This is a genomic window from Rhizobium jaguaris (genome assembly GCF_003627755.1).
Classification (GTDB): domain Bacteria; phylum Pseudomonadota; class Alphaproteobacteria; order Rhizobiales; family Rhizobiaceae; genus Rhizobium; species Rhizobium jaguaris.
Window position 1 is genome coordinate 3,622,728 of sequence record NZ_CP032694.1, and the last position, 20,955, is coordinate 3,643,682.

12 protein-coding genes are annotated in these 20,955 nt (G+C 60.1%); 11 read left to right on the plus strand and 1 reads right to left on the minus strand.

The window, feature by feature from the left end:
- Positions 1–6: 6 nt before the first annotated feature.
- The gene (locus tag CCGE525_RS17725) at positions 7–255 is read right to left on the minus strand and encodes a hypothetical protein (protein WP_120705421.1); all 249 of its coding nucleotides are present in this window, start codon (positions 253–255) and stop codon (positions 7–9) included.
- A gap of 426 nt (positions 256–681) precedes the next feature.
- Between CCGE525_RS17725 and CCGE525_RS17730 the strand changes: the two genes are divergently transcribed.
- From CCGE525_RS17730 to CCGE525_RS17780, 11 genes are all read left to right on the plus strand, one after another.
- Positions 682–1,782, plus strand: coding sequence for a DUF475 domain-containing protein (locus tag CCGE525_RS17730; RefSeq protein WP_120705422.1), 1,101 nt, complete (start codon positions 682–684; stop codon positions 1,780–1,782).
- Positions 1,783–2,074: 292 nt separating this feature from the next.
- Positions 2,075–3,502, plus strand: a complete 1,428-nt coding sequence (locus tag CCGE525_RS17735; RefSeq protein ID WP_120705423.1) for a mannose-1-phosphate guanylyltransferase/mannose-6-phosphate isomerase — start codon at positions 2,075–2,077, stop codon at positions 3,500–3,502.
- Positions 3,503–3,680: 178 nt separating this feature from the next.
- Positions 3,681–7,001 (plus strand): transglutaminase family protein, encoded by a 3,321-nt coding sequence (locus tag CCGE525_RS17740; RefSeq protein ID WP_120705424.1) that lies wholly within the window; start codon positions 3,681–3,683, stop codon positions 6,999–7,001.
- 13 nt (positions 7,002–7,014) lie between these two features.
- Positions 7,015–9,432, plus strand: a complete 2,418-nt coding sequence (locus tag CCGE525_RS17745) for a circularly permuted type 2 ATP-grasp protein (RefSeq protein ID WP_120705425.1) — start codon at positions 7,015–7,017, stop codon at positions 9,430–9,432.
- A gap of 4 nt (positions 9,433–9,436) precedes the next feature.
- A complete protein-coding gene (locus CCGE525_RS17750; protein ID WP_120705426.1) occupies positions 9,437–10,321 on the plus strand; it encodes a transglutaminase family protein in 885 nt (294 codons plus the stop codon).
- A gap of 130 nt (positions 10,322–10,451) precedes the next feature.
- Positions 10,452–11,417, plus strand: coding sequence for a TadE/TadG family type IV pilus assembly protein (locus CCGE525_RS17755; RefSeq protein WP_120705427.1), 966 nt, complete (start codon positions 10,452–10,454; stop codon positions 11,415–11,417).
- 417 nt (positions 11,418–11,834) lie between these two features.
- Positions 11,835–14,297, plus strand: coding sequence for a glycogen/starch/alpha-glucan phosphorylase (locus CCGE525_RS17760; RefSeq protein ID WP_120705428.1), 2,463 nt, complete (start codon positions 11,835–11,837; stop codon positions 14,295–14,297).
- Positions 14,294–16,501, plus strand: a complete 2,208-nt coding sequence (gene glgB / locus CCGE525_RS17765; protein WP_120705429.1) for a 1,4-alpha-glucan branching protein GlgB — start codon at positions 14,294–14,296, stop codon at positions 16,499–16,501. The genes CCGE525_RS17760 and glgB overlap by 4 nt, the downstream gene beginning before the upstream one ends.
- 24 nt (positions 16,502–16,525) lie before the next feature.
- Positions 16,526–17,788: a glucose-1-phosphate adenylyltransferase gene (gene glgC / locus CCGE525_RS17770; RefSeq protein WP_120705430.1), complete on the plus strand. Its 1,263-nt coding sequence runs from the start codon at positions 16,526–16,528 to the stop codon at positions 17,786–17,788.
- Between the two features lie 3 nt (positions 17,789–17,791).
- A complete protein-coding gene (gene glgA, locus CCGE525_RS17775; RefSeq protein WP_120705431.1) occupies positions 17,792–19,234 on the plus strand; it encodes a glycogen synthase GlgA in 1,443 nt (480 codons plus the stop codon).
- Positions 19,235–19,238: 4 nt separating this feature from the next.
- Positions 19,239–20,867, plus strand: a complete 1,629-nt coding sequence (locus CCGE525_RS17780; RefSeq protein ID WP_120705432.1) for an alpha-D-glucose phosphate-specific phosphoglucomutase — start codon at positions 19,239–19,241, stop codon at positions 20,865–20,867.
- Positions 20,868–20,955: the final 88 nt, after the last annotated feature.

The window sequence follows — 20,955 nt, forward strand, 5'->3', positions numbered from 1 at the left end:
CAAATTTTACTTCGAATGGCCTTTGTTTTTCCCGCCGTGATTGGCGTCGCCGGGCGCCTCCCGCGATAGGTCGGCGCCGCTGACATGCGCCGGCACGTGAACATCTTCATGTGTCGCAGGCTGCAGTGTCAGGTCGACATTGTGCGGCGGCAATACCTGCGCCTGGCGCAGAACGTTCGGACGTGCGCGCTTCTGCCGGGCCGTCGGTTCCGGCTTCTTTTCTTTCGGCTTGCGATGAATGGGGTGGGGGCTCATGGAAGGTCCTCCTTGGCCGCTGCTCTCTATCCGACAATGAAATCCGCATATGGGACCCGCCTTGCAACGGACATCGCCCTGCCCGCCTTAAGGCCAAACGCCCGCTTCTCCGTTTGGTTCCGGAAATTCCTGTCCTGCCGACAATGGCCGCAGCGAACCGCGCGGGCTCTTGACGGGCGCCATAATTTCACTAACTAATGGTAGTATCTCCGCGCCTTCTGACATCGGTTGCGGATTGAACTTTGGTGCCGGGCCCCTCTGGCGAGAGTTTTAACGGCGCTCTCGCGATGTCGGTACCGCCTGCAGATGAGCCGGCGGATATCTTTCCATGAATAGCGTGACCATGCCTCGCCCGCATGCCGTCTCTGGCGTGCGGCTATGCCTTGCCTCCGGATACACTTTTTCCATTCCCGACGAGGTGCGTCGATGACGCAATCCTCTTCCTCCAAATCCACGCTCGGCTATTTCGGCTGGGCTTTCATCGTCACCATTGCCGGCCTCGTCTTGGGTGGACTGCTCGGCTGGAATATGACAGGTACGCTCGGCGGCTTGGCGACGGCCTTTTTCATCTGCGCGGTGCTGGCCGTGCTCGAAATATCGCTCTCATTCGACAACGCGATCGTCAATGCCAACAAGTTGAAGGAGATGACGCCGGTCTGGCAGCATCGCTTCCTGACCTGGGGCATCGTCATCGCCGTCTTCGGCATGCGCATCGTCTTTCCGCTGGCGATTGTCGCGATCGCCGCCCATATCGATCCGTGGGAAGCACTGAAGCTCGCGGCGACCAGACCGGCGCAATATGCCGAGATCATGCACGGCGCACATCTGCCTATTGCCGCTTTCGGCGGCACCTTCCTGATGATGGTCGGCCTTACCTATTTCTTCAATCACGAAAAGAATGTGCATTGGATCGCCTTTCTCGAGAAGGCGATGGCCCATTTTGCCACCATCAAAGGCATCGAGATCGCCTTCGTGCTTATCTTCGCTCTGATCTTCGCCGGCCTGCTCGGCGGCGAGGATGCGACGACATTCCTCTATTCCTCCGTCTACGGTCTCCTGACCTTTCTTTTGGTAGAGGTCGTCAGCGGCTTTTTGGATGCCTCGCAAAAGACGATGAGCGCCGCGGCCAAAGGTGGTCTCGGGGCCTTTCTCTATCTGGAAATCCTCGACGCCAGCTTCTCCTTCGACGGCGTCATTGGCGCCTTCGCGCTGACTCAAAACCTCTTCGTCATCGCCATCGGCCTCGGTATCGGCGCCATGTATGTGCGATCGATGACGATCATGCTCGTGGAAAAAGGCACGCTCGCCCACTATCGTTACCTGGAGCACGGCGCCTTCTACGCCATCCTGATTCTCTCGGTGATCATGTATGTCCAAACACTCATACATATTCCCGAAGTCATCACCGGCCTCGGTGGCGCGGTGCTGATCGGCATCTCGCTTTGGTCGTCGATCCGCTACAACAAGCGCAACGGTCTAAACCATCGCTCAGCCGATGAAGAGCCGCGCGACAGAGCAAACGCGTAACAAAATGATCCACGGACGTTGCCGCATCAACATGGCGGCAACGCCTACGTCTTTCGATGGAAGTTCCCGCAACACGGATCTGGCCTCTCAACCGAAGCATGACTTTGTCTGTTCGAATTTCCACACTAAGATCGGCGAATGTTCGCAGTCGATGTCAGATTCCCGCTGGTGTTTTCCTGAAAAATAACGCAATGGCGAAGGCCAGTTGTTTAAAGGACGAGCGTCGCGATCGCCTATGCTGTAGATGTCCGCGAAGCGTTCTTGAATAAAGTGTCTAGAAGAGAGGCAAGATATGGCAGCCAAAATCGTCCCAGTGATCATGGCCGGCGGCAAGGGAACACGGTTATGGCCGCTATCGCGCGCCTCTGCGCCAAAGCAATTCATCCAGTTCATCGGCGACAAGACGCTTTTTCAGAGCACTTTGGCGCGCGTCTCCGATCCCGAGCTTTACGAAGCCCCTATCGTACTCACCAATGAAGAATTCCGTTTCCTCGTTGCCGAACAGGCGCGTGAACTTGGCCTGAAGCTGGCAGCCGTCCTGCTGGAGCCGGTCGCCCGCAACACGGCTGCCGCCGTTGCCGCGGCAGCCACGCTCGTCACCGAACTCTTCGGCAAGGACGCGACGATGCACGTCCTCGGTTCCGACTACGAGATCGACGCCAACGCCACCTATTACGACTGCGTGCGGACTGCCCGCGATACCGCGCTCGAAGGCAAACTCGTGACCTTCGGCATTGCACCGACCGAGCCGGCGACCGGCTATGGCTATATCGAGAGCGGCAAGGCGCTGTCGACCGGCGCGCATGCGGTCAAACGTTTCGTCGAAAAGCCTGCCTTGGAAAAGGCGGAGGCAATGGTCGCCAGCGGCGGGTTCTACTGGAACTCCGGCATGTTCATGTTCTCGGCCGGCCAGCTTCTCTCGGAAATGCACGAATACGCGCCGGAAGTCGAAAAAGCCGCCAGCAAGGCCGTTTCCAAGTCGACGCGCGACCTTGATTTCACCCGCCTCGATGCAGAAGCCTTCGTCAAGAGCCCCGATATCTCCATCGATTACGCTCTTATGGAAAAGACCGCGAATGCGGCGGTTGTCCCCTCGCCTTTCACTTGGTCGGATCTCGGCAGCTGGGATTCGGTCTGGAAAGTCGGCAAGCGCGACGAAAACGGCAACGTGGCTGCCGGCGATACGACGCTCGTCAACACCAAGAACTCGCTTGTCATGACGCATGGCGTCCATCTCGCCGTGCAAGGGATGGAGGATGTCGCCGTCATCGCCAGCGAAGACGCCGTCTATGTCGGCCATCTCAAGGACAGCCAGGAAGTCGGCAAGCTGGTCAAGCTGCTCGCCGGCCAGAAGACGACGGCCAAGCTCACCGAGACGCATCCGACGTCCTATCGCCCCTGGGGCGGTTACACTTCGGTCCTGAACGGCGAACGTTTCCAGGTGAAGCGCATCTTCGTTCTGCCCGGCAAGAAGCTGTCGCTACAGAAGCATCATCATCGTTCGGAACACTGGATCGTCGTCAAGGGCACGGCGGAGGTGACCGTGGGTGAACACGTGCAGATGCTGCGTGAAAACGAGTCGATCTATATCCCGCTCGGCGAAGTGCACCGCCTTTCCAACCCTGGCAAGATCCTGCTGGAACTGATCGAAGTGCAGACGGGCTCCTATCTCGGCGAAGATGACATCATTCGCCTGGTCGATGAATTCGGCCGAAGCTGAGATCTTCGACAGCATCGATTTCAAAGCGGTGGGCGAAAGCCCGCCGCTTTTATTTTGGCACCCCATGCAATGGCTCTGATTGAGCGCCGAGACGCCTTGCATTCTTCCGCTGCATTGCACACACTGCCGACGGGAACAGCAAATGCCGCACAACGATGCGAGCTAGGCAAGAGAAAATATGGCGATCAAAGCAAGCATTTATCATCTCACCCATTATAAATACGACAATCCGGTCCGCCTCGGCCCTCAAATCATTCGCTTAAAACCCGCTCCGCATTCCAAGACGCGCGTCCTCAGCCATTCGCTGAAGGTAACGCCCTCCAATCATTTCGTGAATCTGCAGCAGGACCCCTACGGCAACTATCTTGCCCGCTTCGTTTTTCCCGATCCGGCGACCGAGCTGAAGATCGAGGTCGATCTCGTCGCCGATATGACGGTCTACAATCCCTTCGACTTCTTCGTCGAAGAGGAAGCCACCAAATGGCCCTTCGATTATCCCGAGACCATTCGCGAAGATCTGTCGATCTATATGAAGCCGGAGGAGCCCGGACCGCGCCTTGCGGCTTTCCTCGCAACGCTTGACCGCTCCGAGCAACGCACCGTCGACATGATCGTCGGCCTCAATGCGCGGCTGCAGCATGAAATCGGCTATGTCATTCGCCTGGAAACCGGCGTGCAGACACCGGAAGAAACGCTGGAAAAGGCAAAGGGGTCCTGTCGCGACACGAGCTGGCTGCTCGTCCAGGTTCTCCGCCATCTCGGCCTCGCCGCACGCTTCGTTTCGGGCTACCTCATCCAGCTCACGCCGGACCTGAAGGCGCTCGATGGCCCCTCGGGCACGGAATACGACTTTGCCGACCTGCATGCCTGGGCGGAGGTCTATCTTCCCGGCGCCGGCTGGGTCGGCCTCGATCCGACCTCGGGCCTGCTGACGGGCGAGAGCCATATTCCGCTCGCCGCCACACCGCACTATCGCAATGCAGCACCAATCTCCGGCGGCTATTTCGGCGAAGCTGAAACTGAATTCGACTTTGATATGAAAGTCGCCCGCGTTGCCGAGCATCCGCGCATCACCAAGCCCTTCTCCGATGAGAGCTGGGAAGCGCTGAATGCGCTCGGCGAAGAAGTCGACCGTATCCTGAAAAGCGACGATGTACGCCTGACCATGGGCGGTGAGCCGACCTTCATCTCGATCGACGATTTCCAGTCGGAAGAATGGAATACCGCCGCTGTCGGCCCAACCAAGCGCGACAGGGCCGATCAACTGATCCGCCTCCTGCGCGAGCGCTTCGCGCCTGGCGGCTTCCTGCATTATGGCCAGGGCAAATGGTACCCGGGTGAGAGCCTGCCGCGCTGGACCTTCTCGCTCTACTGGCGCAAAGACGGCCGGCCGGTCTGGCAGAATCCGGCTTTAATTGCCGAAGAGACTGTAAAGACCGGCGCGAGTGCGGACGACGCCGAGAAGCTTCTGACCGCGATAGCCAGGGAATTGGCGATCGCGCCGGACATGGTTCAGCCGGCCTATGAGGACCCGGCGGAATGGATCATCAAGGAAGGCAGCCTGCCGGAGAATGTTGATCCGTCCAATTCGAAACTGAAGGATCCGGAGGAGCGCAGCCGTATCGCCCGCGTCTTCGAGCGCGGACTGACGACGGCGACCGGCTATATCCTTCCGGTTCAGGCCTGGAATGCGCGCGCCAGCCGCACGCGCTGGATCAGCGAAAAATGGCGTACGCGCCGCGGCAGGATTTTCCTGGTGCCGGGCGATTCCCCTGTCGGCTATCGCCTTCCGCTCGGGACCCTCCCCTATGTGCCGCCGTCGCGTTATCCCTATATCCATACCGCAGATCCTTCGATTCCGCGTACGCCGTTGCCGGAGGTGTTCGTGCCCGCCGGCCGCGCCATGCCTGAAGCCTCTTTTCAAGCGGACGAAACCCTACAATTGCGCGTCGAACAGACGCTCGGCGAAATCGGCGGTGCTGTACGCACCGCGATCTCGGCCGAGCCGCGCGACGGTCGGCTCTGCGTCTTCATGCCGCCGGTCGAACGGATCGAGGACTATCTCGAACTACTGGCCGCGGCCGAGAATGCGGCGGCGGAACTTGGACTACCGGTGCATATCGAAGGCTATTCGCCGCCACAGGACGAGCGCATCAACGTTATCCGCGTCGCCCCCGATCCCGGCGTGATCGAAGTCAACATTCACCCGGCGTCGAATTGGCAGGAATGCGTCGACATCACCACCGCGGTCTATGAAGAGGCCCGGCAGACGCGCCTCGGAACCGACAAGTTCCTGATCGACGGCCGCCATACCGGCACCGGCGGCGGCAACCATGTCGTCGTCGGCGGCGCCAATCCGAATGACAGCCCGTTCCTGCGTCGGCCCGACCTTCTCAAGAGCCTGGTATTGCATTGGCAGCGCCACCCTTCGCTCTCCTATCTCTTCTCCGGCCTATTCATCGGCCCGACCAGCCAGGCGCCGCGCATCGACGAGGCGCGCCACGACAGCCTCTACGAGCTGGAAATCGCGCTGGCGCAGGTGCCGGCACCCGGTCGTGGCATCCCGCCGCTGCCCTGGCTGATCGATCGCCTGTTCCGCAACCTTCTGACCGATGCCAGCGGCAATACCCACCGCTCGGAGATCTGCATCGACAAGCTGTTTTCCCCGGATGGACCGACCGGCCGCCTTGGGCTGGTGGAACTGCGCGGCTTTGAAATGCCGCCGAACGCGCGCATGAGCCTTGCCCAGCAATTGCTGGTCCGCGCCCTCATCGCCCGCTTCTGGCGCAACCCGATCGACGGCAAGTTTGTCCGCTGGGGCACATCGCTGCACGACCGTTTCATGCTGCCGCATTATATCTGGCACGACTTCCTCGATGTGCTGACGGATCTCCGGGAAAACGGCTTCGACCTTCGTCCCGAATGGTTCCAGGCGCAGCTGGAATTCCGCTTCCCTTTCTGCGGCGAGGTCGAATACGAGGGCAGCAAGCTGGAGCTGCGCCAGGCCCTGGAGCCGTGGCATGTCATGGGCGAAGAAGGCGCGATCGGCGGCACTGTCCGTTATGTCGATTCGTCGGTGGAACGGCTGCAGGTGCGGCTCGAAACCAACAATCCCTCACGCTACACCGTAGCCTGCAACGGCCGCGCCGTGCCGCTGACGCCGACGGGCACCTCAGGTGTTTCTGTTGCCGGCGTCCGCTACAAGGCCTGGCATCCTGCTTCGGGCCTGCATCCGGTTCTGCCTATCGACACGCCGTTGACCTTCGATATTTATGATACATGGTCGAAGCGTTCGATTGGCGGCTGCATCTACCATGTTGCCCATCCGGGTGGCCGGAACTATGACACCTTTCCCGTCAACGGCAACGAGGCCGAGGCGCGGCGCCTGGCGCGATTCGAACCTTGGGGACATAAGGCGGGCGGCTATAATCTGCGTGCGGAATCAGTGTCGGGGGAGTTTCCGCTGACGCTTGATCTTAGGCGGCCGATAGGAGTTTGAAACAGGAATAGGCATGGGTAAAAAACCAGCGACGGAGCGGCGAGACGATATAAGGGCTGGCATCGGCAACGATCCGGCCTTTGCCTATTCGGCTTTGCCCGGCGTCGCCGACGAAATGGTCGACAATAAAGGTGCGGTGCGGCCGGTCTGGCAAAACCTGCTCGCTGCACTGACCCGCATGCCGGAAAAGGAACTCCTGGAACGTTTCGCCCGCGCCGACCGCTATCTACGCGACGCCGGCGTGTTCTACCGAGCCTATGAAGCAAAGGGCGTCAGCGAACGCAACTGGCCGATTTCGCATATTCCCGTGCTGATCGACGAGCGCGAATGGCAGACGCTGTCGGCCGGCCTGCGTCAGCGCGCCGACCTGCTTGAAGAGATCATTGCCGATATCTACGGCGATAACCGACTGGTCAACGAAGGCTTGCTGCCGCCGGCGCTCATCGCCGCCAATCCTGAATTCCTGCGGCCGCTCGTTGGCATCAAACCCGCCGACGGGCACTATCTTCACTTCCTCGCCTTCGAGGTCGGCCGTGGGCCGGACGGCAATTGGTGGGTGTTGGCCGACCGCGCCCAGGCTCCGTCCGGCGCCGGTTTCGCGCTGGAGACCCGTGTGGCCACCACGCGCGCTTTCTCCGATATCTATGCTGAAACCAAGGTCCACCGCCTCGCTTCTTTTTTTGGCGCCTTCCGCGACGCGTTGCAGGGCGTGAAGCGCGGTGCGACCGACCGCATCGCCGTCCTGACGCCGGGGCCGGCCAACGAGACCTACTACGAACACGCCTATATTGCCCGCTATCTCGGCTTCATGCTGCTCGAGGGCGAGGACATTACCGTCGTCGACGATCAGATGATGGTGCGCACCGTCGCGGGCTTAAAGCCGATCAGCGTGCTTTGGCGACGCCTCGACGCGTCCTATGCCGATCCGCTGGAGCTCAATCAGCAATCCCATATCGGCACGCCCGGCATGGTCGAGGCCTTGAGGGCGCAAAGCGTCACCATCGTCAACGCGCTCGGTTCCGGCATTCTGGAAACCCGCGCGCTTCTCGCCTTCATGCCCACCATCTGCCGGCAGTTGCGTGGTGAAGACCTGATGCTGCCATCGATCGCCACCTGGTGGTGCGGACAGAAAGCCGAGCGCGAGCACGTCGCCGCGCATATCGAAAAAATGGTGATCGGCCCCGCCTATTCCTGCATGCCTTTCTTCGACGACAACGGCCAGTCGGTATTGGGCTCGACGCTGCGCACCACCGCCAAGGAATCGATTGCCGATTGGCTGACGAGGGACGGGCAGAAACTGGTCGGCCAAGAGGTCGTCACGCTGTCGACAACGCCCGCATGGGTAAACGGCAAGCTGCTGCCGAGGCCGATGAGCCTGCGCGTCTTCGCCGCCCGCACCGAAAACGGCTGGCAGATCATGCCCGGCGGCTTTGCCCGCATCGGCAGCGGCGACGATGTCGCCGCCATCGCCATGCAGGCCGGTGGGTCCGCCGCCGATGTCTGGATCGTTTCCGACAAGCCGGTGGAGCGCCACACGCTGTTGCCGACCGAGGAGACCTTCACCCGCAACATGCCCGGCAGCCTGCCGAGCCGCGCCGCCGACAATCTCTTCTGGCTCGGCCGCTATATCGAACGCGCCGAAGGAGCGTTGCGCATCCTGCGCGCCTGGCACGGGCGCTTCGCCGAGGCCGCCGATCCTACCCAGCCGCTGCTCGCCGCCGTCAGCGCCTATCTCGCGGCCGTGGATATCGACACCGAGGAAGCCGTACCGGAAAACCTGCTGCGCAATATCGACAGCGCAGTCTATTCCGCCAGCAACATCCGTGATCGCTTCTCGCCGGATGGCTGGCTGGCACTGAACGACCTCGCCAAGACGGCGCGGCGCTTCAAGGAAAAGGTCAAATCCGGCGACGATGCCAGCCATGCCATGACGATCCTGCTGCGCAAGCTCGCGGGCTTTGCCGGTCTCGTGCATGAAAACATGTACCGCTTCACCGGCTGGCGTTTTCTATCGCTCGGCCGCTATATCGAGCGCGGCCTGCATATGACGCGCCTGCTTGGCTACATGTCCGGCCCGGAGGCGCCCGACGGCGCGCTCGACATGCTGCTCGAAATCGGCGACAGCGTCATGACCCATCGCCGCCGCTACAACGTCAATACCGCGCGCCTGACGGTGACCGATCTCCTGGCGCTCGATCCGCTCAACCCGCGCTCAATTCTCTTTCAGATGAACGAAATCCACCGCGAAGTGGAGCAATTGCCGAACGCCTTGGTCAACGGCCAGATGTCGCCCTTCTATCGCGAGGCCATGCGGTTGCATTCAGGTCTGGCGGTCATGACCCCGGAAACGATGAATGGCGAGGTTTACAAGCAGCTGGAACGGGAGTTGGAACGGCTCTCCGATCTCCTGGCCCAGACCTATCTCGGATGATGTCATGCTTTACGACCTGTCGCTGCACATGGGCTATATCTACGACGTGCCGGCCAGCGGCGCGCGCCACATCATGCGCGTGCTGCCGCTGTCACTGGCCAATCGTCAGCGCCTGATTGCCGGCTCGCTGAAAGTCACCCCGCATCCCGACGAACAGTCGAACTTCACAGATTTTTTCCAGCATCCCGCAACCTCGATCCTGGTCCGCAACCCACATGAAAAGCTCGATATCCGCATGCAGGCGCGGGTGCAGGTGGAAAGCCAGCCGCTTACCGCCGACTTCTCGCCCGTACTCGCAAGGCTGCCGGATGAGATTGGCGATTGCTGGTCGGTAGAACCGTCCTCGCCGCATCATTTCATCGGCACAAGCCCACGCCTGCCGGAGACGACAGAAATCGCGGATTACGCCCGGCAATGGGCGGCGACCAACCTGACGGTTATGCAGATCGCCCATGCCGTCTGCGCCCAGATCCACAAGGATTTCGTCTACGACCCCAAGGCGACAACGGTCGACACCACGCCAAAAGAGGCATTCCGCTTGAAACGCGGGGTGTGCCAGGATTTCGTGCATGTGATGATCATCGCGCTGCGCAGCCTCGGCATTCCGGCCGGCTATGTCAGCGGCTTCCTGCGCACCATCCCGCCCCCTGGCGAGGAACGGCTGGAAGGCGCTGACGCCATGCATGCCTGGGTGCGCATCTGGTGCGGTGAAACGGCAGGCTGGATCGAGCTCGATCCGACCAACAACATCCCTGCCGGAACCGACCATATCGTCGTCGCCTACGGCCGCGATTATTCCGACGTCGCCCCCGTCATCGGTGTGCTGAAGAGCTATGGCAGCCAGAAGACGGTTCAAGCAGTCGATGTTATTCCGTTGAAACAGCAATAGCTTAAATAAAACCATAACGGGAATAATCCAGCTATTCCGTAAAAGTCGAACGATCTTCTAAACGGCGCACTGAGAGTTTTCGCCGATAGTCACCGTCAATTCTGAGGCTTACACTCTTTGGACGGACGTGATGATCACCGGTTCGAGCAAATTTCGCAGCATTCAACGCCTTTTGCGCGATCGCGCCGGCAATTTCGGCATATTGACCGCACTGCTGCTCGTTCCGGTGTCTTTGGCAGCGGGCGCGGCAATTGATTATTCCACGGCCATCGCTCAGCGTACCAATCTGCAGGAAATTGCCGATAGCGCCGCACTTGCCGGCGGTGAGATATACGACGGAACCAATTTTTCGACTGCCAAAGCTACGGCACAGGCTTTCATCGATGCCTACGCAGCAACCACACCCATTGGCCTCGCCTCTAACATAACGGCGAACGGGAACACGCTGCAGGTGACGTTGACCGGCTCCGTTCCGACGACGCTGATGCGGCTCGGCAATGTCAACAATGTCGATATCAGCGTCAACGCCGCTTCTTATTCGCCGCCCAAGCCCCAGCAGGTGACGCTCACACCGACGAAAGCGCAGGGCTATTATTACAAGAAGGTTACCATTCGAGTTGTGCGGCCGAATACGACATCGGAAGTCGTTCTCGGCACGGTGACCTACCAACCGACCACACATAACGACTCCGGCCAGGGCACTATGGTAGTAAATCCGCCGGGCGCCATAAATCTTGGTCAATACACGAAGCTTGTCTTGCAAATGGACATCAAGGATGATGGTTGCCCCACCGGCCAAACCGCCTCGGTCAGCAGCAACAATGCCGTTAAATGCAGCAAAAGCTCTAGGGCAGCAGATCAGAAATACGATCTGACATTGCGCACCGATAACCCCGATACTTCATATTACCTTTTCGTCAATGGGCAGCAACTTCCGAAGGGAATAACAGTACCCATCGAAAATTATTTCGGCTGCCAGTCACCTCAGAATCACGCTTGGGAAGACGGCGGCGGCTGGGAGCGGCAAGACATCTTCTACACAATCTCCTCGGTTTGCGCGTCTGCTGATGGCGCTGCCGTCCGTTTGACGCAATAGAACTAGTCGGGAAGATCGAAGGCGCATCGGAGGATAGATTGCTCAGGAACGGTCCGGGTTGTCTCGTCTATCGCTGATTTGGACCGCGCTCGAAGAAAATGACGCTTCTGACCAAATAACAACCGGGGCGCGACGCGCCCGAAACCACAAATAGATCGTAAAAACAAAAGCCGCGCTGGAATAATCCAGGGCGGCTTTCGCTCGTTAGGTAATCCAACGATAAGAGCCGGAAAAACAACCGAAATCAAGTCTTTTTGGCACATCGAGAGCGTTTGCTCGGTATTTTTGCATCTGCAACATTCACTTGTTGCAACAGCTTTACATCGGTGCATAAACTGCTACGTAGAGGCAGTGGCAAATTGATCTAGTTAGGCGTAACACCCTGAATATAAATCACAAATGGCGAGACTTGATAGTATGAATAACTTGACCAAGGCCAATCTCCCCGTTCCTGCGCCCCGCAGTTCCCGCCCCGAAATCCTGGCGGAAGAAATCATCGAGCGTCTGACCTATCGCATCGGCAAGGACGCAAAAGTTGCCAAGCCGCACGATTGGCTGACGGCGACGATCCTTGTCGTTCGCGACCGCGTCATCGACAAGTGGATGGAATCGACCCGCAAGGTCTACGAGACCGGTGCGAAGCGCGTCTACTATTTGTCGCTTGAATTCCTCATTGGCCGCCTGATGCGCGATGCCGTTTCGAACCTTGGCCTGATGGAGGAGATCACTAATGCGCTCTCCTCGCTCGGCGTCGACATCCGCGTCATTGCCGGCCTCGAGCCCGATGCGGCACTCGGCAACGGCGGCCTTGGCCGTCTCGCCGCCTGCTTCATGGAGTCGATGGCGACCGTAGACGTCCCGGCCTACGGCTACGGCATTCGTTATGTCCACGGCCTCTTCCGCCAGCAGATGGCCGACGGCTGGCAGGTGGAACTGCCGGAAACCTGGCTCGCCCATGGCAATCCCTGGGAATTCGAGCGTCAGGAAAGCGCCTATGAAATCGGTTTCGGCGGCGCCGTCGAATTCGTCAGCGGCCATGACGACCAGCCGCGCTATGTCTGGAAGCCGGCTGAGCGCGTCATCGCCGCCGCCTTCGATACGCCCGTCGTCGGCTGGCGCGCCAAGCGCGTCAATACGCTGCGCCTCTGGTCGGCACAGCCGATCGACCCGATCCTGCTCGACGCCTTCAATGCTGGCGACCATATCGGCGCACTGCGCGAAAGCAACAAGGCCGAAAGCCTGACCCGCGTTCTCTATCCGGCCGATGCAACGCCCGCCGGCCAGGAGCTGCGCCTGCGTCAGGAATTCTTCTTCTCGTCCGCTTCGCTGCAGGACATTCTGCGCCGCCATCTGCAGCAATATGACGATCTGACCAATCTTGCAGACAAGGTTGCAATCCAACTGAACGACACCCATCCGGCCGTCTCCGTCGCCGAAATGATGCGCCTGCTGGTCGATGTTCACGGCATCGAGTTCGATGCCGCCTGGGATATCACCCGCAACACTTTCGGCTACACCAACCACACGCTTCTGCCGGAAGCGCTGGAAAGCTGGCCGGTGCCGCTGTTCGAACGGCTGCTGCCGCGCCACATGCAGATCATTTACGCGATCAACGCCAAGATCCTGGTCGAAGCCCGCAAGGCCCGCAATTTCAGCGATGCTGAAATCCGCTCGATCTCGCTGATTGATGAAAACGGCGACCGCCGCCTTCGCATGGGCAATCTTGCCTTCGTCGGCTCCCACTCGATCAACGGCGTCTCGGCGCTCCACACCGATCTGATGAAGGTCACCGTCTTCGCCGACCTGCACAAGCTCTATCCGGATCGCATCAACAACAAGACCAACGGCATCACGCCGCGTCGCTGGCTCATGCAATGCAATCCGGGCCTGACCAGCCTCGTTCGCGAAGCCATTGGCGACGCGTTCCTCGACGATGCGGAGAAGCTGAAGCCACTCGACCAGTTTTCCCGCGATCGCGCCTTCCAGGAAAAGTTCGCCGCCGTCAAACGCGCCAACAAGGTACAGCTTTCCAATCTGGTCGCCAGCCGCATGGGCATCAAGCTTGATCCCAATGCCATGTTCGACATCCAGATCAAGCGCATCCATGAATATAAGCGCCAGCTTCTCAACATCATCGAAGCCATCGCTCTCTACGACCAGATCCGCTCGCGTCCAGAACTGGACTGGCAGCCGCGCGTAAAACTGTTCGCCGGCAAGGCGGCGCCGAGCTACCACAACGCCAAGCTGATCATCAAGCTGATCAACGATGTCGCCCGCGTCATCAACAACGACCCATCGGTGCGCGGCCTGCTGAAGGTCGTCTTCGTACCGAACTACAATGTCTCGCTCGCCGAAGTTATGGTTCCGGCCGCCGACCTCTCCGAGCAGATCTCGACCGCCGGCATGGAAGCATCCGGCACAGGCAACATGAAGTTCGGCCTCAACGGTGCGCTGACCATCGGCACACTGGACGGCGCCAATGTCGAAATGCGCGACAATGTCGGCGAAGACAACATCGTCATCTTCGGCCTGAAGGCCGACGAGGTTGCCAATTTGCGCAGCGACGGCCACGATCCCCGGGCCATTATCGAACACTCGCGCGAACTGGCGCAGGCGCTTTCAGCGATCGCGTCGGGCGTCTTCTCTCCGGACGACCGCACTCGCTATGCCGGCCTGATCGACGGCATTTATGCCCATGACTGGTTCATGGTCGCAGCCGATTTCGATGCCTATGCAGCAGCCCAACGCGACGTCGATACCCTCTGGGCCAATTCCTCGGAGTGGTATGCCAAGACGATCAACAATACCGCTCGCATGGGCTGGTTCTCCTCCGACCGGACGATCCGCCAATACGCCAAGGAAATCTGGAGAGCTGGATGACAAAGCCGAAAAAACCCGCTGACGGCATCGCCTTGAGGGATATTTCGGCAGACGAGATTGCTGCAATTCTCGCAGGCACGCACTCCGATCCATTCGCCGTTCTCGGCGTGCACAGGACCGATGATGGCTTCATCGCCCGTTGCTTCATTCTCGGCGCAGAAGCCGTCACTGCGACGGCGCTGGACGGCTCCGTCATCGGCGAGTTGGATTGTCTCGATCCGGCCGGGTTCTTTTCCGGTAACATCACGGTCACCAAGCAACAGCCGGTGCGCTATCGCGCCCGGCGCGGCGACGCCGAATGGGCAGTGACCGATCCCTACAGCTTCGGCCCGGTCCTCGGGCCGATGGACGATTACTTCGTCCGCGAGGGCACACATCTCCGCCTGTTCGACAAGATGGGCGCACACCCGTTGAAACACGAGGGCGTGCAGGGCTTTCACTTTGCCGTCTGGGCGCCTAACGCGCAGCGCGTTTCGGTCGTCGGCGACTTCAACAACTGGGATGGCCGCCGGCATGTCATGCGCTTTCGCTCGGATTCCGGCATCTGGGAAATCTTCGCACCCGACATCCCGGCGGGCGTAGCCTACAAGTTCGAAATCCGCGGCCATGACGGCGTGGTCTTGCCACTGAAGGCCGACCCCTTCGCCCGCCGCAGTGAACTGCGGCCGAAGACCGCTTCGGTCACGGCCAACGAAATGACCCAGGTCTGGGAAGACGAGGCTCACCAGGAACATTGGGCCGGTATCGATAAGCGTCGCCAGCCGATTTCGATCTACGAGGTACATGCCGGCTCATGGCAGCGCCGCGACGACGGCTCGATGCTGTCCTGGGACGAGCTTGCCTCGCGCCTCATTCCCTATTGCGTCGACATGGGCTTCACGCATATCGAATTCCTACCGATCACCGAACATCCCTACGACCCCTCCTGGGGTTACCAGACCACGGGCCTCTATGCACCAACGGCCCGGTTCGGCGAGCCGGAAGGCTTTGCCCGCTTCGTCAACGGCTGTCACAAAGTCGGTATCGGCGTCATCCTCGACTGGGTGCCGGCGCATTTCCCGACGGACGAGCATGGACTGCGCTGGTTTGACGGCACTGCGCTCTACGAACACGAAGACCCGCGCAAGGGCTTTCATCCCGACTGGAATACCGCGATCTACAATTTCGGACGCACGGAAGTTCTCGCCTACCTGCAGAACAATGCGCTCTATTGGGCCGAAAAATTCCATCTCGATGGCGTGCGCGTCGATGCCGTCGCCTCGATGCTTTATCTCGACTATTCCCGCAAGCACGGCGAATGGATCCCGAACGAATATGGCGGCAACGAGAACCTGGAGGCTGTTCGCTTCCTGCAATCGATGAATACCAGGCTTTATGGTTCGCATCCGGGCGTGATGACCATCGCCGAGGAATCGACCTCCTGGCCGAAAGTGTCGCAGCCGGTGCACGAAGGCGGCCTCGGCTTCGGCTTCAAATGGAATATGGGCTTCATGCACGACACGCTGAGCTATCTCGCCCGCGAGCCCGTGCACCGTAAATATCATCATAACGAGCTGACGTTCGGCCTGATCTACGCCTTCTCCGAAAATTTCGTTCTGCCGCTCTCCCATGATGAAGTCGTGCACGGCAAGGGTTCGCTGATCGCCAAGATGGCGGGTGACGACTGGCAGAAGTTTGCCAACCTGCGCGCCTACTACGCCTTCATGTGGGGTTATCCGGGCAAGAAGCTGTTGTTCATGGGCCAGGAATTTGCCCAATGGAGTGAGTGGAGCGAAGCCCGCGCGCTGGATTGGAATCTCCTGCAGTACCGCATGCATGAGGGCATGCGGCGCCTGGTGCGCGATCTCAATTTGACCTATCGCAGCAAACCGGCATTGCACGCCCGTGACTGCGAAGGCGATGGCTTCGAATGGTTGATCGTCGAGCACTTCGAGAATTCGGTCTTTGCTTGGCTGCGCAAGGCACCCGGCGAAAAGCCAATCGCGGTCATTACCAATTTCACGCCTGTCTACCGCGAGAATTATAATTTGCGCCTGCCAGCCGAGGGACGGTGGCGCGAAATACTGAATACCGATGCCGACATTTACGGCGGCAGCGGTAAGGGCAACGGCGGACGCGTGCAGGCTGTTAGTGCAGGCGGAGGCATACAAGCGACAATAACGCTACCTCCCCTGGCGACGATCATGCTCGAACCGGAATTTTGAGACCAACAGACAGGGAGGAATGAAATGGTAGAAAAACGTATCCAGCCGCTGGCACGCGATGCCATGGCCTACGTTCTTGCCGGCGGCAGGGGCAGCCGCCTGAAAGAGCTGACCGACCGCCGCGCCAAACCTGCCGTCTACTTTGGTGGCAAGACGAGAATCATCGACTTCGCTCTGTCCAACGCGCTGAACTCCGGTATCCGCCGCATCGGCGTCGCTACCCAGTACAAGGCGCACTCCCTGATCCGCCACATGCAACGCGGCTGGAACTTCCTGCGCCCGGAGCGTAACGAAAGCTTCGACATCCTGCCGGCGAGCCAGCGCGTTTCCGAGACGCAGTGGTACGAAGGCACGGCCGACGCAGTCTATCAGAACATCGACATCATCGAGCCCTACGGTCCGGAATACATGGTCATCCTCGCCGGCGACCATATCTACAAGATGGACTATGAATGGATGCTGCAGCAGCACGTCGATTCCGGTGCCGACGTCACCATCGGCTGCCTGGAAGTGCCGCGCATGGAAGCCGTCGGCTTCGGCGTCATGCACGTCGACGAGAAAGACCAGATCATCGACTTCGTCGAAAAGCCGGCCGACCCGCCTGGTATTCCGGGCAATCCAGACTTCGCGCTGGCGTCTATGGGCATCTACGTGTTCCACACGAAGTTCCTGATCGACTGCCTGCGCCGCGACGCCGCCGACCCGAACTCCAGCCGCGATTTCGGCAAGGACATCATCCCTGACATCGTCAAGAACGGCAAGGCCATCGCCCATCGCTTTACGCAGTCCTGCGTTCGCTCCGACTTCGAGCGCGAGGCCTATTGGCGAGACGTCGGGACGGTCGACGCCTACTGGCAGGCCAATATCGACCTGACCGCCGTCGTGCCGGAACTCGATATCTACGACAAATCCTGGCCGATCTGGACCTATGCCGAAATCACGCCGCCGGCCAAGTTCGTTCATGACGATGAGGACCGCCGCGGTTCGGCCGTCTCCTCCGTCGTCGCCGGTGACTGCATCATCTCCGGTGCGACCCTGTCGAACAGCCTGTTGTTTACCGGCGTGCGCGCCAATTCCTATTCCAAGCTGGAAGGGGCCGTCGTGCTGCCGAGTGTCAAGATTGGCCGCCGCGCCCAGTTGAAGAATGTCGTCATCGACCACGGCGTCACCATTCCGGAAGGTCTGGTCGTCGGCGAGGATCCGGAACTGGATGGCAAGCGCTTCCGCCGCACGGAAAATGGTATCTGCCTGATCACCCAGACAATGATCGACAAGCTGGATATCTGACATATGAAAGTTCTTTCGGTTTCGTCCGAAGTCTTCCCTTTGATCAAGACAGGGGGTCTGGCCGATGTGGCCGGCGCCCTGCCTATCGCACTCAAGCCCTACGGCGTCGAAACGAAGACCCTGATCCCGGGCTATCCCGCGGTCATGAAAGCCATCCGCCATCCGGTGGCTCGTCTCGAATTCGCCGATCTGCTCGGCGAGAAAGCGACGGTCTTCGAGGCTGAGCACGACGGGGGTTCCCTCCTCGTGCTCGACGCACCGGCTTACTACAACCGCACCGGCGGCCCTTATGTCGACGCTACCGGCAAGGACTATCCCGATAATTGGCGGCGTTTTGCTGCCTTGTCGCTCGCCGGATCGGAAATCGCTGCCGGCCTGCTGCCAGGCTGGGTGCCGGATCTGGTGCACGTGCACGACTGGCAGTCAGCCATGGTGCCGGTCTACATGCGTTACAATCCGACGCCGGAGCTGCCGAGCGTACTCACCATCCACAATATCGCCTTCCAGGGCCAATTCGGCTCGGACATCTTCCCCGGCTTGCGTCTGCCTCCACATGCCTTCTCGATAGAAGGTGTCGAATATTATGGCGATGTCGGCTTCCTCAAAGGCGGCCTGCAGACCGCACTCGCCCTTACCACCGTCAGCCCTTCCTATGCCGAGGAAATCCTGACGCCGGAATTCGGCATGGGCCTCGAAGGCGTGATTGCCAGCCGAGCAAACAGCCTGCACGGAATTGTGAACGGCATTGACGACGGCATCTGGAATCCAGAAACCGACCCGATGATCGCGCAGACCTATGGAGCAGCGACGCTGAAAGACCGCGCCGCGAACCGCAAGCTCGTGATCGAGCATTTTGGTCTGGACGATGATGACGGGCCGATTTTTTGCGTCGTCAGCCGCCTGACCTGGCAGAAAGGCATGGATCTGCTCGCCCGCATCTCCGGCGATATCGTCCGGCTGGGCGGCAAGCTCGCCATCCTCGGTGCCGGCGATGCCGCTCTCGAAGGCGCGCTTTTTGCCGCCGCCGGCCGTTATCGCGGCCGTGTCGGCGTGTCGGCCGGCTATAATGAGCCGATGTCGCATCTGATGCAGGCCGGCTGCGACGCCATCATCATTCCATCCCGTTTCGAACCCTGTGGCCTCACGCAGCTTTATGGCTTACGCTATGGCTGCCTGCCGATCGTCGCGCGCACGGGTGGCCTCAACGACACCATCATTGACGCCAACCACGCCGCGCTGCAGGCAAAAGTCGCGACCGGCATTCAGTTTTCGCCCGTCACAGCCGACGGACTGCTGCAGGCCATCCGCCGCGCCATGCACCTTTTCCAGGATCGAAAGGTCTGGACGCAGATGCAAAAGCAGGGCATGAAATCCGACGTATCCTGGGGCAAGAGCGCAGAACGCTATGCAGCCCTCTACTCCAGCCTTGTCTCGAGAGGCGCTTAACCAGATGATTAAAACCATTCCCACCAAACCCTATGCGGATCAGAAGCCTGGTACTTCAGGCCTCCGGAAGAAGGTTCCCGTATTTCAGCAGCCGAACTACGCCGAGAACTTCATCCAGTCGATTTTCGATTCGCTCGAAGGCTATCAGGGCAAATGCCTCGTCATCGGCGGCGATGGCCGCTTTTATAATCGCGAAGTCATCCAGAAGGCCATCAAGATGGCCGCCGCCAATGGCTTTGGCAAGGTGATGGTTGGCAAGGGGGGCATTCTCTCGACGCCCGCCGCCTCGAACATCATCCGCAAATATAAGGCGTTCGGCGGCATCGTGCTGTCGGCCAGCCACAATCCCGGCGGCCCGACCGAAGACTTCGGTATCAAATACAATATCGGCAATGGCGGCCCGGCGCCGGAAAAGATCACCGACGCGATCTACGAACGCACCAAGGTCATCGAAAGCTACAAGATCGCCGATTTTGCCGACATCAATCTCGACCGCATCGGCCGCGAGGATGTAGGCGGCATGATCGTCTCGGTCATCGATCCGGTCGAAGACTATGCTGCTCTGATGGAAGAGCTGTTCGATTTCGGCGCCATCCGCAACCTCATCAGCCTCGGTTTCCGCCTCTGTTTCGACGCGATGAGCGCGGTGACCGGCCCCTATGCCAAGGAAATCTTCGAAATCCGCCTCGGCGCGCCGGGCGGCTCGGTCCGCAATTTCCTGCCGCTGCCGGACTTCGGCGGCCATCACCCGGACCCGAACCTCGTCTATTGCAAAGAGCTCTATGACGAAATGATGGGCGAGGATGCACCCGATTTCGGCGCTGCATCGGACGGCGACGGCGACCGCAACCTGATTATCGGCAAGGGCATCTACGTCACGCCATCGGATAGCCTGGCGATCCTTGCCGCCAATGCCAATCTGGCACCCGGCTATTCACACGGGATTGCCGGTATCGCCCGCTCCATGCCAACCAGCGGAGCCGCCGACCGTGTCGCCGAAAAGCGCGGCATCGGCATCTACGAGACGCCGACCGGTTGGAAATTCTTCGGCAATCTGCTTGACGCCGGCATGGCGACGATCTGCGGCGAGGAAAGCTCCGGCACCGGCTCCAATCACGTCCGCGAAAAGGATGGTCTCTGGGCCGTGCTGCTCTGGCTCAACATCCTTGCCGTGCGCGGTGAGAGCGTCATCGACATCGTCACGCAGCATTGGGCGACCTATGGCCGCAACTATTATTCCCGCCACGACTATGAAGGCGTCGACACCGATGCCGCCAATGGCCTGATCAGCGCGCTGCGCGAGAAGCTGCCGACCTTGCCGGGCACGAAATTCGGCGATCTCACCGTTTCTGCCGCCGACGATTTTGCCTATCACGATCCGGTCGACAAGTCGGTCAGCCAGCACCAGGGCATCCGCATCCTGTTCGAAGGCGGCTCCCGCGTCGTCTTCCGTCTATCTGGTACTGGCACGACGGGCGCGACCCTGCGTGTCTACATCGAGCGCTACGAGCCGGATCCGACCCGCCACAATATCGAGACTCAGGAAGCGCTGGCCGACCTCATCGCCGCCGCACAGTCGCTTGCCGACATCGAGGGCCGTACCGGTCGCGACGCCCCGACAGTGATCACCTGAACTTATCGCCAAGCCCCTTCGCCCCGCGGCTGCGGGGAGAAGGTGGCCAGGAGCTGCCGAACGAAGTTAGGCGGCGACTGGTCGGATG

Coding starts and splice junctions, on each gene's coding strand:
- CCGE525_RS17780 (WP_120705432.1), top strand. CDS start 19,239: ATGATTAAAACCATTCCCACCAAACCCTATGCGGATCAGAAGCCTGGT.
- glgC (WP_120705430.1), top strand. CDS start 16,526: ATGGTAGAAAAACGTATCCAGCCGCTGGCACGCGATGCCATGGCCTAC.
- CCGE525_RS17755 (WP_120705427.1), top strand. CDS start 10,452: ATGATCACCGGTTCGAGCAAATTTCGCAGCATTCAACGCCTTTTGCGC.
- CCGE525_RS17740 (WP_120705424.1), top strand. CDS start 3,681: ATGGCGATCAAAGCAAGCATTTATCATCTCACCCATTATAAATACGAC.
- glgB (WP_120705429.1), top strand. CDS start 14,294: ATGACAAAGCCGAAAAAACCCGCTGACGGCATCGCCTTGAGGGATATT.
- CCGE525_RS17735 (WP_120705423.1), top strand. CDS start 2,075: ATGGCAGCCAAAATCGTCCCAGTGATCATGGCCGGCGGCAAGGGAACA.
- CCGE525_RS17745 (WP_120705425.1), top strand. CDS start 7,015: ATGGGTAAAAAACCAGCGACGGAGCGGCGAGACGATATAAGGGCTGGC.
- CCGE525_RS17750 (WP_120705426.1), top strand. CDS start 9,437: ATGCTTTACGACCTGTCGCTGCACATGGGCTATATCTACGACGTGCCG.
- CCGE525_RS17730 (WP_120705422.1), top strand. CDS start 682: ATGACGCAATCCTCTTCCTCCAAATCCACGCTCGGCTATTTCGGCTGG.
- glgA (WP_120705431.1), top strand. CDS start 17,792: ATGAAAGTTCTTTCGGTTTCGTCCGAAGTCTTCCCTTTGATCAAGACA.
- CCGE525_RS17760 (WP_120705428.1), top strand. CDS start 11,835: ATGAATAACTTGACCAAGGCCAATCTCCCCGTTCCTGCGCCCCGCAGT.
- CCGE525_RS17725 (WP_120705421.1), bottom strand. CDS start 255: ATGAGCCCCCACCCCATTCATCGCAAGCCGAAAGAAAAGAAGCCGGAA.